Genomic DNA, 14,395 nt, shown 5'->3' on the forward strand with positions numbered 1-14,395 from the left:
ACCGAACACCCCGAAAGTGGTCCGGAGGTCGTTGTTCCCGGCGCCACTGGAAGCGACATATCAGTTCTTTCGGATTGTTATCAAGAAAAACATGAAGGGTAAGTCCATCTCATAAGAAAACTTGTGCGGCTGAAAGTGAAGGTCTCACCCGATACATCAGCACTCGCTAAGGCTGATAGGGATATGAATGGCCAGACCCCCTTCTGAAGTTTCCTTGTATTTGTGGTTCATGTCTTTCGCGGTATCCCACATTGTTTTGATCACACCATCCAGCGACACCTTGGCAAAATCAGGGGAGCTCTGGAGAGCCAGCTGTGAAGCGGTTATTGCTTTTATAGCACCCATGGTATTTCGTTCAATACAGGGAACCTGCACCAGGCCGGCAATGGGATCGCAGGTTAGTCCGAGGTGATGTTCCATAGCAATTTCAGCCGCCATCAGCACCTGCCGTTGTGTTCCTCCGAGTACCTCGGTAAGGGCTGCGGCAGCCATTGCAGAGGATACGCCGACTTCGGCCTGGCAACCGCCCATGGCTGCAGAAATGGTAGCACCTTTTTTAAATATACTCCCCATCTCGGCGGCTGTAAGCATGAATTGGATGATCTTATCCTCGTTATACCCGTCACAAAAAACAGCATAGTATTGAAGTACCGCCGGAATCACACCCGCAGCGCCATTAGTGGGTGCAGTGACTACTCTTCCGAAGGATGCGTTTTCTTCATTAACGGCAAGGGCAAAACAACTGACCCAGTCAAGCGTGTACTTAAAATCATTACCGCCTGCCCTGATGCGACTCAGCCAGCCATTGTAATCATCATAGTCTTTGTTTCCGATCAGTTTGGCGTTCAATTCAGCGGCCCTGCGTTTCACGTTCAGTCCACCGGGCAAAGTGCCGGAAGTATGACAACCGCGAAACGTACATTGTTTCATCACTTCCCAGATGGCCAAAAGTCCCTTCCTGGTTTCACTCTCTGTTCTCCAGCTATTTTCGTTTTCCAGCACAACGTCACTAACGGGCAAGCCTGTCCGCCGGCACCAGTGTAACAGGTCATCTGCACTGTCTATAGGAAAAGGAAGTTCGAGGCCCAGCCGGGCGAGCCCAGGTTCATTTTCTTTTTTGATAAATCCGCCCCCGATGGAATAGAACGTTTCCGCGATCTCACGGCCATCGACAAACGAAGCGAGGAAGGTGAGTGCATTGGGATGATAAGGCAGCGATTCGGTGGTGAGAAAGTCTATATCTTCTTTCGGATCGAATTCTATCTCGTGTTTCCCCGCAAGTATAAGCAATTTCATAGCTGCGATATCCGCAATCTTGGGTGCAATCGCGTTTACATCGAAGGTCACCGGATCATCATTGCAAAGGCCAAGTTGGACGGCGATATCCGTTCCATGCCCGACACCGGTTTTTGCCAGAGAACCATAAAGCAGAACACGAACCGACCTGATGTTAAACAAGTCGCCGGCTGCATCAATAGTTGTTATAAAACGTTGCGCCGCCCTCCATGGACCAAGCGTATGGGAACTGGAGGGTCCAACGCCTATTTTAAATATGTCGAATACTGAGATGGCTTCGTGTGGCAACGGTTTTTTATAATTAAGGAAGTCGTTTATTGAAAATCAAAAAGAGTGATATCAAAGATCATCAGCGTCCCGCCCGGGATCACCCGTCCTGTATTGTCAGTGATCGATTGGTTCCCATAACCAAGGGAAGGTGGAACGAATAACCTGATTTTTCCGCCCTTCTGCACCAGTGGTATTCCCTGTATCCATGCCTTGATCAGGCCCTGCAGATTGAAGGCAGCATTTTGGGATTGATCAAAAATATGGCCGTCAGTAAGTTTTCCCACATAAGCCACCGAAACTGTTGAACATGCATTGGGTGAGCCACCGCTTCCGGCTGTCATCACCTGGTAGTATAAATTGGTCTTATGTTTAGTAGCGGTTATGTTGTTAGCGGTGAGATAGTCTTTTATCATTTGCTCTTCTGATGCAGGAGCCACTGTATTTTCTTCCGGACATTCACTTTTTTTGTTGCATCCTGTAGCCACCAGTAAAATGAATGCAAGTCCCGCCACTAATTTTCTCATGATCTCTGATTTGATTTATATATGTTTGGTTTAAAATACTTAAGACTCCGCCGCTATCCTTACCGCTGCATTGCCGGGGATCACGGCTGCGATTTAATGTCGTCGATTTCGCCGCTGTGATCTGTACTTCGACTGTTACCCTGTATGCTGATATTACCCGGTATAATAATTCCTTCTCCTGGTTCTACCTCGTTCTTCGCCCGGTTTTCAGCCCTTGCCTTAAACTCAAGATACTGCTGTTCCTTCATATCCCATTGGTGCCTTTTATATATCACCGCAACGAACGAAGCAATCAGCCCAACAGCGATAATGAGCAGGGCGGGGCTAAGTGAACTGTTTGCTGCCATATCTGCGCGCTTGTACCAGATCTTCGCACTTATTAATATCACGAATACCGGAACGGAGAAAAGAAGTCCAATGGGTATACCGAACAGCAACTGCGTGACAAATTTGCCTTCGCGTTCCCTGTTCGCTTCCCAATACCTGATGTAAAGTTCTTCCTGCTCACTATTCATAACGGCCGCAAAATTAAGAATACTAATTAACTATCATCCATTTATACTGAAATCATCATTTTGCTTTAACTTAGGGCCAAAATCCACAATTTGAAATTATCCTCTGTATTTGCACAATACCTCTATCAAAACAAAAAAATGAATTTGCCGGGGATAGGCACTTTTGAAATTGATCCCTCTATTCCCCTTCCGGATTCTTCTGACAAAAATGCACCCGATTTTAAACAATATATCCGCTTTACAAAAAAATCCATCCAGAAGCCAGACGATGATTTTATAGATTTTATCCGGATACAGACGGGAAAAATCCGCCCGCTTGCAGAATCGGATCTTGAATCATATCTCTCCGATGGAAAACTACTGCTCAATATTGGCAAACCATTTTTCCTGGAAGGGATAGGGACGTTGCATAAAATAGGCGAAGGCGATTACGAATTCGTAGCCGGGGCACCCGTGATGGAAAGACTCGAAGGTGATAAAGCAGGTGAAAAAATTATCAAAAAACGACCTGCGTTTGACAGCGGTTATTCGCAGATCGAACCAGATAATAACAACAATCGCAAAGCATTGCTTGGTATAGGACTTGTGCTGGGACTCGCTGCCGTGATCTGGGGTGGATATTCTTTATATAACCGTAACACCGAACCTCTGACACCAGCAGCTATCGAAGATAATCAACCACCGGTATCTGCTGCAACGCCGGTCGATACAGGAACAACACAAACGGTTGATACCACCTTGCGTGCACCATTAACGGACTCAGTGCCTGTGACAGCTGCACCTGTTAACCAGGCATCGGTAACACCTGGCACATTCCGGTATATCCTGGAAACGCCCGCAACAAAAGCCCGGGCAATAAAACGCATCAATCAGCTGGCACTGGTGAGCCCAAAGATGAAACTGGAAACGCCTGATTCCATCTCCTTTAAAATTTATATTGATCTCCCCGGAACACCTGCTGATACTGCACGTATCAAAGATTCACTCAACGCCTGGTACTGGGGCCGGAAAGAAATGAAAGTTTCCATTCAGCAATAATCTGATGCAATAATAACTTCAATCAACACTTGCTAAGCATGGACTTTGACGCCGCCTATTGGATCAGGGAACTCAACCTGACAAGACATATAGAGGGCGGGTCATTCCGTGAAACTTATCGCTCACCGATTATCCTGGATCAGCAAGCCATTGGAAAAAATTACAAAGCTCCGAGACCAGTTTCAACAAGCATATATTTCCTGTTGGAAAAAGGACAGTTTTCAGCCTTCCATAAGATCGCAAGTGATGAAACCTGGCATTTTTATGAAGGGGATCCATTGGATATCTTCGAATTCACACCCGGGGGCGAACTGATTACGCATAAGCTTGGCCGTGATCCCTCAAAAGGCCAGTCATTCCAGTTGATGATCCCCGGCGGCAGATGGTTCGGCTCAAGAGTAGCGGACAATGGTACGTATTCGCTGGTAGGATGTACGGTGGCGCCAGGCTTCGATTTTGCGGACTTTGAACTTGCCGGTCGCGCGGAACTTACTGACCTGTATCCCGCTCACAAAACACTTATTGCAGAAATGACTTATAAGTGAAATCTGCGTTAAGATGCGTCATTACTGCTTCACTTAACGTTGATAAATTGCTTACATTTAAAGCCTAATTATTATTTGTGTATGAAACATCTTTTACTGCTTTGTTTGTCCGTTGTATTATCGGTAACTATATACTCTCAAAAGAAAGCCGTGTCAATATTTAACGGCAAGGATCTTACCGGCTGGACAATTCACGGCACAGAAAAATGGTATGTTGAAAACGGAGAATTGATTTGTGAAAGCGGGCCAGACAAACAATACGGATACCTGTCGACCAATAAAAACTACCAGGATTTTGAACTTGAAGTAGATTTTAAGCAGGAAGCCAATGGGAACAGTGGAATTTTTATACGCTCAGGCATAGAAGGCGTAAAGATTTCCGGCTGGCAGGTTGAGGTGGCGCCATTGAATCATAATAGTGGAGGTATTTACGAATCATATGGTCGCAACTGGCTGATCAAGCCAAAACCAGAAGATGAAAAATGGCTTAAACCCGGAGAATGGAACCATATGAAGATCAGGGCCAGGGGTGACGAAGTGACGACATGGTTGAACGGTCACCAGATGGTGCAACTTAAAGATGAGAAGATCGGCCAGGGCAAAGGATTCGTGGCGCTTCAAATTCACGATGGTGGCGGTATAAAGGTCCGCTGGAAAAATATGAAGATAAAAGAACTATAATCACAAGATATCGAACGGAGATCCGGCACAACGAGTGCCGGATTTTTTTTTGCTATGAGTAAATACTCTTTTGATCATAGGTGCCCGTTTGTTTGCCCAGAACATATACCTGTTACCGGGAAACTGCAGGCTGATTTACCACTTAAACATCGCGGAAATATGGAAGCCCCCCCTCAAAGCGAAAAGGTCCCGCCGGCGAACCGTCAGGACCTTTTCTATAACTGGCCGGATAGCAGCAAATGCTGTATCGGCTCTGAAAATTAATAACCCATTCCACCCATGTCAGGAGCACCACCACCATGGTTGTGAGCTTCTTCCTTCTTAGGTTTGTCAGCGATTACACACTCGGTAGTAAGAAGCATACCTGCAATAGAGGCTGCGTTCTCAAGCGCGATACGTGAAACCTTAGTTGGATCGATAACACCAGCTTTGTAAAGATTTTCGTAAACTTCAGTACGGGCATTGAAACCGAAATCAAGTTTACCTTCCTTAACTTTCTGAACAACGATGCTACCTTCGATACCGCTGTTTACAACGATCTGGCGAAGAGGTTCTTCGATAGCGCGCTTAACAATGGCAATACCAGTGTTCTCATCTTCATTCAAACCTTTCAGTTTCTCGAGAGACTCGATGGCGCGGATGAAAGAGATACCTCCACCTGGAACGATACCTTCTTCTACTGCGGCCCTTGTTGCGTGCAGAGCATCGTCAACGCGGTCTTTCTTCTCTTTCATTTCAACTTCTGTAGCTGCACCAACATAAAGTACTGCAACACCGCCGCTCAGTTTAGCAAGACGCTCCTGAAGTTTTTCTTTATCGTAGTCAGAAGTTGTAGTTCCGATCTGTGTTTTGATCTGGTTAACGCGAGCCTGGATCTGCTCTTTTTTACCTTTACCACCAACGATGATGGTATTGTCTTTATCAATAGTGATAGAAGAAGCCTGGCCGAGAGACACCAGTTCAACAGCTTCCAGTTTGTGACCCATGTCTTCGCTGATCAAAGTACCACCGGTGAGGATAGCGATATCCTGCAACATTTCTTTTCTGCGGTCACCGAAGCCAGGAGCCTTAACAGCAGCTACTTTCAGTGTACCACGTAATTTGTTTACAACAAGTGTAGCGAGTGCTTCACCTTCAAGATCTTCAGAGATGATCAATAAAGGACGACCACTTTGTGCAACTTTTTCCAGTACAGCCAGAATGTCTTTCATTGCAGATACTTTCTTATCATAAATAAGAATGTATGGGTTCTGCAATTCAACTTCCATCTTTTCGCTGTTTGTAACGAAGTAAGCAGATACATATCCACGATCGAATTGCATACCTTCTACAACATCAACAGTTGTATCGGTACCTTTTGCTTCTTCAACAGTGATAACACCTTCTTTACCTACTTTAGAAAAAGCCTGGGCGATCAGTTTACCAATATTGTTATCGTTATTAGCTGAAATTGTGGCAACCTGCTCAATCATCTTGCTGTCGGAACCAACTGCCTTTGATTGTGCTTTCAGGTTCTCAACCACCTTGATTACGGCTTTGTCAATACCACGTTTCAAATCCATTGGATTGGCACCGGCAGCAACGTTTTTCAAACCTTCGCTGATGATTGACTGTGCAAGAACTGTAGCAGTAGTAGTACCATCACCTGCGATATCTGCAGTTTTGGAAGCTACTTCTTTAACCATCTGAGCACCCATGTTTTCAATAGGATCCTCAAGTTCGATTTCTTTTGCAACGGTAACACCATCCTTAGTTACGGTTGGAGCACCAAATTTTTTCTCTAATACCACATTACGTCCCTTTGGACCGAGTGTAACCTTAACGGCATTTGCAAGGACGTCAACGCCCCTTTTCATCTTATTCCGGGCTTCGATATCGAAGAACAATTGTTTTGCCATGATTATATTGTATTTGTTTGTTTGAATTAATTGTGACTCTTGAATGCATCAGTGTTGGACTGACTATACGTAAATTATCGCTGATTAAACGATCGCGAGAATGTCACTTTCTCTCATGATGAGGAGATCATCACCTTCTATAACTATTTCGGTTCCGGAATATTTGCCATACAAAACTGTATCGCCGACCTTAACCGTTACTGGTTCGTCTTTTTTACCAGGTCCTGCTGCTACTACTGTTCCACGTTGTGGTTTTTCTTTTGCGGTATCCGGTATGATGATACCACCGGCGGACTTTTCTTCCGCTTTAGCTGGTTTCACTATTACCCTGTCGTGTAATGGGGTAACATTAACTTTTGGCGCGGCAATTTTAGAATTAGCCATAATTATTCAATTTTTGATTTAGTGAATTGTAAGAAAATCTCCGTTCAGGCCGTCTGGGCCGAAGGCTGGCAAATGTAGGCGAATTTTGTACCAATTCGTTTTTAAAAGCCAATTTTGCAGGCTATGTGTAAGCATTGTCAGAGTTAAGCTGTCCCGGCACATGCACCGGCAGGCATTATCCCGTGGTCTGTGTCATTTTTACAGTACCGGCAAGTATTTGGTTCTAAGCAGACTAAATGCTCAGAAACCGCGTTAGGTGTTTGTACCGCCGGCTCAGCCCCGGCCAAAATCCCAAACTGATGAAAAACCCGATCCTGGCATTGCTGGTTGCCCAGCTTTTGTTCATCTCCTGCTCAAAAAGCAAGGATGCTTCTCCGCTTATTTCCGAATCGGCCACTATTTCAAAAACAAAATTTCCCTGCGGGCCTGCATGTACGGCAGATGCCTGGTTACTCGTCACTGAAAATTCTGTAGTGTACGAACCTGTCAATCTTCCGGACAATTACAAGGTCTCCGAACTGGCTGTAAGGGTCATACTTAAGAAAACCGGCTCCCGTGCTGCTGCATGGCAAGGTACCGGAGAAGAAAGGGTCGAAGTGATTAATATCGTCCAGAGATAGCAGGGTTGCCAGCAAGCATCACCATCCGGGAATTGTTAAATCAGCATACCCCCTGAAATAATCATTGTCAATACTGTGTTGTTTTACTAGTTTTGCACCTTCAATTCAAGCTCTTAAAATGATCAGTAGAAGAAATATCAGGGTGAAGGTGATGCAAATGCTTTATTCGATTGAAACCCTCGAGGAACAGCTTAAACCAGGTGAACCAGTCAAATTACTCCAGAAACAGTTCGATCAGTCCCGCCAGTTATTTATCTATTTAGTCCATTTCTTAACAGAGGTTGCCCGCTACTCGGAGACACATGCGCGTAACAAGGCATCCAAACACCTCCCTTCCGCCGAGGACCTGTCGATCAACACGAAAATAGCCGGGAACGAATACCTGTGGAAGATTCTGGAACTCCCCTCCTACCAGCAGGCCATTAAGGAAGAAAAACCGCAATACATTTCCAATCCGGATCTTTTGAAGAAGATCTACCTGGATCTTGCAGCTTCCGATGTATATGCCACTTACATCAATACTCCCGGCAGAGAAAAAAAGTCAGAAAAAGAAATTCTCGAATACATATTCACAGATCTCATGCTCCCTAATGAGAATTTCACCAGTTTTATTGAAGAACATTTCAACAACTGGGATGATGATGGCGAGATGATGAATCTCCTTGTGTTGAACTTTATTGCCAAACCCGCCACAGCTGACCTCCAGCAGCTGGTCAGCCCCGAAAAATGGCAGTTTGCCAAAGAGCTCCTTACTACCAGCCTGGAAAAAAAGGAACTGACGATGGAATACATCAAACCCAAATTGAAAAACTGGGATCCGGAAAGAATAGCTGCGCTGGATATGATCCTGATGCGTATGGGTGTTTGTGAATTCCTGTTTTTTGAAACCATTCCCCCTAAAGTTACCATCAACGAATACATTGATCTTGCTAAGGAATACAGTACCCCTCAGAGCGGCCATTTTGTAAATGGAATACTTGACAATATTCATAAAGATCTTGTCAAAGACGAGAAGATGCATAAGATCGCTTACAAGTAAACAGCCTTCAACCACGACTAAATCACCAGATATGAAAAATTTGTTCGCAATCCTTTTATTGGCCTCAGCCTTTACCGGGTGCAAAGATGCAACTGAAACCGGCGATGTTGATGCTATTGTAGCGCCAGGCACCAATGCCCTTACAAGTATCGAATGGATCGAACCGAAAAAGGATCTCGGTACTATCAATGAAGGACAGAAACTACAGATCAATTTTCAACTGAAAAATACCGGCTCGGCCCCGTTGATCCTGCAATCAGTTGTTCCTGGTTGCGGATGTACAGTGGCGGATTATCCGAAAGAGCCGATAGCCCCCGGCAAGAAGGCAGCTATCACGGCTTCGTTCGACAGTAAAGGAAGAGAAGGTCAGCAACACAAGGAAATTACGGTAACTGCAAACACGAAGGAGTCGAGCCAGCACACTTTAAGCTTCAATGTAATGGTGGTTAAAGCTAAAAGCTGAACAATTTTTACCTAATTTTGCCCCTCGTTTAATATAAATATTCAAAAATGACATCACTAGCTATTTTTTTACAGGCAGCAGGAGGATCCGCAGGAACTTTTCAATTATTGTTGTTAGGAGGTATGATTCTCGTTTTCTGGTTGTTCATGATTCGTCCCCAGGCCAAAAAAGCGAAGCTCGCAAAACAGTTTCAGCAGAATATGCAGAAAGGCGATAAAGTCGTAACCATTGCCGGCATTCATGGTACAGTAAACAAAGTAAATGAAGATGGCACCATTATGATAGAGACCAGCCCGGGCAGTTATATGAAAATAGAAAAAAGTGCTATTTCTATGGAATGGACTTCTAATATCAACAAACCGGTTACTCCCGCAAAATAATCATTCACTATTTTATACATTTAATGCCGGCTTATTGCCGGCATTTTTGTTAACCCATAGATATGGTGATCAAAGTTGGTATTACCGGTGGAATTGGTTCAGGCAAAAGCACCGTTGCAAAAATATTTTCTGTGCTTGGGGTTCCGGTTTATTACGCCGATGACGCATCCAAAAGAATAATGAACAGCGATCCTGAGGTGATTGAACTGATCACCCGGCATTTCACCAATGAAGCATATAAAGATGGTGTACTTGACCGCGCATTCCTCGCCGCACAGGTATTTAATGATAAGACAAAACTTGAACTCCTCAATTCGCTTGTACATCCCGCAACCATTCGTGATGCTGACCACTGGCTGAGTGTACAGCGGGCACCCTATGTGATAAAAGAAGCGGCACTGCTTTTTGAAAGCGGCTCATACGCCGCACTCGATTACATTATTGGTGTTTCTGCACCATATGAGTTGAGATTGCAAAGAACGATGGCACGGGACCACTCGGGCCGGGAACAGGTGATTGAGAGGATGAACAGGCAGATTGATGAAAATATAAAAATGAAGCTTTGCGATTTTCTCATTTACAATGATGAGAGGCAACTTGTAATACCACAGGTATTAAAACTACACCAGTTATTTACTGAAAAATCATCAGCCGGGAGTAGCACTCTTCAAAACTCCTGAGCAGGCTATCCCGCTTTCAATATTTCCCTATATTTAAGGCCTAAACTCTCTTCATGACCAAACGACTAACTGCTTCTATACTGGCATTGATGTGCTGGTACGTAACGCAGGCGCAATCTGACTACAGTAATGCTCAACAACAGTCTGCCCGGATAAATGCACTGGCAAAATCGAATCCACAGGTTGCTTCAGTTAGGTCAATAGCAAAAACAGCCGGCGGAAAGGATATCTGGATGATAACCCTTGGAACAGGAAAAACAGAAACAAAACCAGCGATAGCAATAGTTGGCGGTGTACAGGGAAACCATTTGCTGGGTACGGAACTGGCTATTGCTTTTGCTGAACAGATTGTTCAGGCAGCGGGTTCCGATTCGATTCGCACCCTGCTTAACAATACCACCTATTATGTTTTTCCGAATATGAGCCCTGATGCCATGGAGCAATATTTCAGTAAGTTGAAATATGAACGACTTGGCAATGCAACTTCGACTGATGATGACCGTGATGGCAAGTCAGATGAAGATGATTATGAGGATCTCGATGGAAATGGAAAAATAAACTGGTTAAGGATAGAGTCACCGCTGGGAGCATATATCCCCCACCCTGATGATGCACGGGTGCTCGTTAAAGCTGATCTGAACAAAGGCGAAAAAGGAAAATATATCCTGATAGCGGAAGGCATCGATAATGATAAAGATGGGGAATTTAATGAAGATGGTGCAGGCGGTGTTGCCATTAACAAAAACCTTTCATTCAAACATCCATCGTTCACGAAAGGTGCCGGTGAGTTTGCAGTTTCTGAAATTGAATCGAGGGCGATGCTCGATATTCTATATAATAGTTCAAACATCTATGCACTCGTTTGCTTTGGCCATGACAACAACCTGTCTACGCCCGTTACCTACAACGCCACCGCAGCAACCCAGCGCCTGGTGGCCGGTTATCTTGAACCGGATACAAAGATCAATTCAATTGTAAGCGAGCTATACAACAAAATAACAGCGATGAAAGACGCGCCGAAAAGTACTCCTGCAGGCGGTGACCTCCTGTCATGGGGTTACTATCATTTCGGACGTTTCAGCTTCGGCACGCCAGGCTGGTTTGTTCCCAAAGCAAAAGCCGACACCGCAAAAAAGGAAAAAGCGCTTACGGTTGATGATCCCGTTGCCAACTATCTCCGGTTTGCGACACAACAAGGAGTGACCAATAGTTTCACTGAATGGAAGCCGGTTCAACATCCGGATTTTCCGGGTCAGAAGGTTGAATTGGGAGGCATCGACCCTTTTGTGCTGGTGAATCCACCGTTCAAACTTGTCCCTGATATCACGAAAAAACACACCAGTTTCCTGGTCAAACTGGCGGCGCTTCAGCCTGAGATCGACATCCTTAATCTCAAAACTGAAAAGGTAGACGGTGGCCTTACCCGGATCACGGCAACCATTGCCAACAAAGGAGTTCTCCCGGCAACATCGGCCCTTGGCGAAAAAAATTACTGGCTGAAAAAGATTAATGTAAAACTTGGAACCACTGATAAACAAACCGTGATCAGTGGCAAAAAATCACAGTTAATAGATAGCTTGTCCGGTCTCGGCTCCCAACAGCTTACATGGCTGGTAAAAGGGACAGGCACGGTAACCCTGGAAGCTGGTTCACCGACAACCGGAACAAAAAGACAGGAGATAAAATTATAAATTAGTATTGCCTGGATGAATCTCCGGCGCATGATCTATACAAACTGAGCATACATGAAACAATTCATAAAATCACTTTTCATTTATATCATACCGGTTGTGATCGCGGTGCCTGCGACTGGCCAGAATGCTGACCAGATCTTCAAAGCTGCGGGTAGCCCCGCGAATCCCAAAGTTGTTTTAAGCTGGAACAAGTATTATGACCACGCTGGTATTACTGAAATATGTAAAAAAATAGCAGCCGCATACCCTGATCTTGCAAAGCTTGAATCGATCGGAAAATCTTTTGAGGGCCGTGATCTTTGGTGCCTGTCAATCACCGACTACAAAAAAGGAACGGCTGAAAAAAAGCCGGCCATATACATTGATGGCAACATTCACTCGAACGAGATCCAGGGTGCCGAATTTGCGATGTACACTGCATGGTATCTTACAGAATCTTTTTTTGATACGAAGTTTATCCAGGAGCTACTTGCAGACAAGACTTTTTATATCATTCCAAGTATTAATCCTGATGGAAGAGACAGCTATATGCACAAAGGGAATACTGCCAGCTCTCCCCGTTCTGGTGTTATCCCGGTTGACAATGATCGCGATGGACTCGTGAACGAAGATGGTTATGACGACCTGGATGGCGATAAGGAAATCTTATACATGCGGAGAAAAAGTTCCAATGGTAACCTGCGTGCAGATCCTAATGATCCTTCAAGAATGATCACCGTACCGGCCGATCAGAAAGGAGATTATGAATTTCTTGGACTTGAAGGGATTGACAATGACGGCGACGGCCAGGTTAATGAAGACGGTTATACATTTGAATACGATCCTAACCGTGACTGGGGATGGGGATGGCAACCGAACTATATTCAGGGCGGCGCCTTTAAATATCCGTTCAGTCTCCCTGAAAACCGGGCTATCATGGAATTTGTAATGAAGCATCCGAATATAGCTGCTGCACAATCTTATCACAATGCCGGCGGTATGATATTACGGGGTCCCGGGGGACAGGAGGATGTTGGTACCTACAATGCGCAGGATGTTAGGGTTTATGATTTTATCGCCAAAAAAGGTGAAGAACTGATACCAGGCTATAAATACCTGGTTGTGTATAAGGATTTATATTCCGCTTATGGCGGCGAACTTGACTGGTTTTATGGCGGGCGCGGCATCTACACTTATTCAAATGAATTATGGACACCTTACCTGATGTTTAATAAAGATGCGACCAGAGATCCGCAGGATCCATCATCCAGCGAATTCAACCGTCATCTGCTTTTTAGAGATGCATTTGTAGACTGGCATGAATTCAATCACCCTCAATATGGAAAAATAGAGATCGGCGGTTTCAAAAAGAATTTCGGAAGGGCTCATCCTGGTTTTCTACTGGAGAGCGATGCACACCGGAACATGGCTTTTACGATTTATCATTGTTACCAGACTCCGAAACTTGAAGTTGATTCCATATCTGAAAAGGACCTGGGAGATGGCTTAAGAGAAATCACCGCTGTAATCGCCAACCGCCGCATCATGCCGACACATTCCAGCCAGGATATAAAGTTCAAAATTGAAAGACCTGATTACATCACTATTACCGGTGCAAATGTTATTGCCGGTATGATAGTTCAGAACCGTGATCTGAATATCACCACTGAACAGAAAACAAATCCGCAAACCATTGAAGTAGATAATATACCTGGTATGGGTACTGTTACTGTCAGGTGGATAGTTCGCGGCTCCGGAAAATATGGCATAAATGTGGATAGCAGAAAGGGGGGTCTTGTAAGCCGTTCTAAATAATCAGCCTTCAAAAAAATTCCCCACCATTCTCAGGCAGGGAATCTCGTTACGTAAATCTGCGGTTGGGTTACAATGACGTTAGAGGGGTCTTTAATCTACCACGGTAAGCAAACAGGCTAGCGCTAAGGGGTTTAGGTGTTTAGGGGTTAAGCTGGTTAGTTTTGGTCGTTAAATGTGTTAGCTCAGGTTATAAGCTGGTTAGTTTTGGTTATTAAGCTGGTTACCTCGAAGTAATAAGCTGATTAGTTTTGGGCATTAAGCTTGTCCATTGATCAACAAGCTTGTTTTGGTTGTTTTAAGGGCTACTCTTCTGGGCCCGTCGTCTGCGGAAGCGACAAATTTTCTACGTTTAGGCTCTGACCGCAGGCTTTTCCGGGTTTAAGGTTAAGGGGTTACTGCTCAGTTAGTTTCGGTGTGTTTGAAGCAGTTTGTTTTGGTAGAACAAAGATGCACGTATTACATCCTCAATCCATCCGAAGTATCGGGGTAAAAGTGTCTTGTTGGATAATAATTTAGATTACAATAAGTAAAATCCCTTAGCGGTTTCGTGAGAACACTGTTTTAATGCAAAAAA

Annotated in this window: 15 protein-coding genes; 10 read left to right on the forward strand and 5 right to left on the reverse strand. The window is 44.6% G+C overall.

Translation table 11 applies throughout. The features are described from left to right. Nucleotides 1–156 precede the first annotated feature (156 nt). The 3 genes from ACX0G7_RS16240 to ACX0G7_RS16250 form a co-directional block, all read right to left on the reverse strand. The gene (locus tag ACX0G7_RS16240) at nt 157–1,584 is read right to left on the reverse strand and encodes an L-serine ammonia-lyase (RefSeq protein ID WP_458924556.1); all 1,428 of its coding nucleotides are present in this window, start codon (nt 1,582–1,584) and stop codon (nt 157–159) included. 26 nt (nt 1,585–1,610) lie between these two features. Then, nucleotides 1,611–2,090, reverse strand: coding sequence for an FKBP-type peptidyl-prolyl cis-trans isomerase (locus ACX0G7_RS16245; protein ID WP_458924557.1), 480 nt, complete (start codon nt 2,088–2,090; stop codon nt 1,611–1,613). 80 nt (nt 2,091–2,170) lie between these two features. After that, a complete protein-coding gene (locus tag ACX0G7_RS16250) occupies nt 2,171–2,605 on the reverse strand; it encodes a hypothetical protein (RefSeq protein ID WP_458924558.1) in 435 nt (144 codons plus the stop codon). 90 nt (nt 2,606–2,695) lie between these two features. Here ACX0G7_RS16250 and ACX0G7_RS16255 point away from each other — a divergent pair, with 90 nt between their 5' ends. From ACX0G7_RS16255 to ACX0G7_RS16265, 3 genes are all read left to right on the forward strand, one after another. Beyond that, nucleotides 2,696–3,643 carry a hypothetical protein gene (locus ACX0G7_RS16255; RefSeq protein WP_458924559.1) on the forward strand — a complete coding sequence of 316 codons (948 nt, stop codon included), beginning with the start codon at nt 2,696–2,698 and terminating at the stop codon, nt 3,641–3,643. 38 nt (nt 3,644–3,681) lie between these two features. After that, nucleotides 3,682–4,188 carry a cupin domain-containing protein gene (locus ACX0G7_RS16260; protein ID WP_458924560.1) on the forward strand — a complete coding sequence of 169 codons (507 nt, stop codon included), beginning with the start codon at nt 3,682–3,684 and terminating at the stop codon, nt 4,186–4,188. Between the two features lie 81 nt (nt 4,189–4,269). Further along, nucleotides 4,270–4,869, forward strand: coding sequence for a 3-keto-disaccharide hydrolase (locus ACX0G7_RS16265; RefSeq protein ID WP_458924561.1), 600 nt, complete (start codon nt 4,270–4,272; stop codon nt 4,867–4,869). Nucleotides 4,870–5,129: 260 nt separating this feature from the next. Here the strand turns inward: ACX0G7_RS16265 and groL are convergent, their stop codons facing one another. After that, on the reverse strand, nt 5,130–6,767 hold the full coding sequence (gene groL, locus ACX0G7_RS16270; RefSeq protein ID WP_458924562.1) for a chaperonin GroEL: 1,638 nt from the start codon (nt 6,765–6,767) through the stop codon (nt 5,130–5,132). Between the two features lie 84 nt (nt 6,768–6,851). Beyond that, a complete protein-coding gene (locus ACX0G7_RS16275) occupies nt 6,852–7,151 on the reverse strand; it encodes a co-chaperone GroES (protein ID WP_458924563.1) in 300 nt (99 codons plus the stop codon). Nucleotides 7,152–7,450: 299 nt separating this feature from the next. Between ACX0G7_RS16275 and ACX0G7_RS16280 the strand changes: the two genes are divergently transcribed. The 7 genes from ACX0G7_RS16280 to ACX0G7_RS16310 all read left to right on the forward strand — a co-directional run bounded on the left by ACX0G7_RS16280 (nt 7,451) and on the right by ACX0G7_RS16310 (nt 13,821). After that, nucleotides 7,451–7,771 carry a hypothetical protein gene (locus ACX0G7_RS16280; RefSeq protein WP_458924564.1) on the forward strand — a complete coding sequence of 107 codons (321 nt, stop codon included), beginning with the start codon at nt 7,451–7,453 and terminating at the stop codon, nt 7,769–7,771. A gap of 118 nt (nt 7,772–7,889) precedes the next feature. Continuing rightward, entirely contained in the window at nt 7,890–8,810 is a 921-nt protein-coding gene (nusB, locus tag ACX0G7_RS16285) for a transcription antitermination factor NusB (protein ID WP_458924565.1), read from the forward strand. A 31-nt stretch (nt 8,811–8,841) separates the two neighbouring features. Next, entirely contained in the window at nt 8,842–9,273 is a 432-nt protein-coding gene (locus tag ACX0G7_RS16290) for a DUF1573 domain-containing protein (RefSeq protein ID WP_458924566.1), read from the forward strand. Nucleotides 9,274–9,320: 47 nt separating this feature from the next. After that, entirely contained in the window at nt 9,321–9,653 is a 333-nt protein-coding gene (gene yajC / locus ACX0G7_RS16295; RefSeq protein ID WP_458924567.1) for a preprotein translocase subunit YajC, read from the forward strand. A 62-nt stretch (nt 9,654–9,715) separates the two neighbouring features. Next, the gene (gene coaE / locus ACX0G7_RS16300) at nt 9,716–10,333 is read left to right on the forward strand and encodes a dephospho-CoA kinase (RefSeq protein WP_458924568.1); all 618 of its coding nucleotides are present in this window, start codon (nt 9,716–9,718) and stop codon (nt 10,331–10,333) included. A gap of 53 nt (nt 10,334–10,386) precedes the next feature. Then, nucleotides 10,387–12,024, forward strand: coding sequence for a M14 family metallopeptidase (locus ACX0G7_RS16305; protein ID WP_458924569.1), 1,638 nt, complete (start codon nt 10,387–10,389; stop codon nt 12,022–12,024). Between the two features lie 54 nt (nt 12,025–12,078). After that, nucleotides 12,079–13,821 (forward strand): M14 family metallopeptidase, encoded by a 1,743-nt coding sequence (locus ACX0G7_RS16310; RefSeq protein ID WP_458924570.1) that lies wholly within the window; start codon nt 12,079–12,081, stop codon nt 13,819–13,821. Nucleotides 13,822–14,395 lie beyond the last annotated feature (574 nt).

The organism is Flavitalea antarctica (assembly GCF_054461535.1).

What these genes read in the sequence shown, in the direction of transcription:
- ACX0G7_RS16245 (WP_458924557.1), bottom strand. Translation starts at nt 2,090, where the DNA reads ATGAGAAAATTAGTGGCGGGACTTGCATTCATTTTACTGGTGGCTACA.
- ACX0G7_RS16250 (WP_458924558.1), bottom strand. Translation starts at nt 2,605, where the DNA reads ATGAATAGTGAGCAGGAAGAACTTTACATCAGGTATTGGGAAGCGAAC.
- ACX0G7_RS16260 (WP_458924560.1), top strand. Translation starts at nt 3,682, where the DNA reads ATGGACTTTGACGCCGCCTATTGGATCAGGGAACTCAACCTGACAAGA.
- ACX0G7_RS16265 (WP_458924561.1), top strand. Translation starts at nt 4,270, where the DNA reads ATGAAACATCTTTTACTGCTTTGTTTGTCCGTTGTATTATCGGTAACT.
- groL (WP_458924562.1), bottom strand. Translation starts at nt 6,767, where the DNA reads ATGGCAAAACAATTGTTCTTCGATATCGAAGCCCGGAATAAGATGAAA.
- ACX0G7_RS16275 (WP_458924563.1), bottom strand. Translation starts at nt 7,151, where the DNA reads ATGGCTAATTCTAAAATTGCCGCGCCAAAAGTTAATGTTACCCCATTA.
- ACX0G7_RS16280 (WP_458924564.1), top strand. Translation starts at nt 7,451, where the DNA reads ATGAAAAACCCGATCCTGGCATTGCTGGTTGCCCAGCTTTTGTTCATC.
- nusB (WP_458924565.1), top strand. Translation starts at nt 7,890, where the DNA reads ATGATCAGTAGAAGAAATATCAGGGTGAAGGTGATGCAAATGCTTTAT.
- ACX0G7_RS16290 (WP_458924566.1), top strand. Translation starts at nt 8,842, where the DNA reads ATGAAAAATTTGTTCGCAATCCTTTTATTGGCCTCAGCCTTTACCGGG.
- yajC (WP_458924567.1), top strand. Translation starts at nt 9,321, where the DNA reads ATGACATCACTAGCTATTTTTTTACAGGCAGCAGGAGGATCCGCAGGA.
- coaE (WP_458924568.1), top strand. Translation starts at nt 9,716, where the DNA reads ATGGTGATCAAAGTTGGTATTACCGGTGGAATTGGTTCAGGCAAAAGC.
- ACX0G7_RS16305 (WP_458924569.1), top strand. Translation starts at nt 10,387, where the DNA reads ATGACCAAACGACTAACTGCTTCTATACTGGCATTGATGTGCTGGTAC.
- ACX0G7_RS16310 (WP_458924570.1), top strand. Translation starts at nt 12,079, where the DNA reads ATGAAACAATTCATAAAATCACTTTTCATTTATATCATACCGGTTGTG.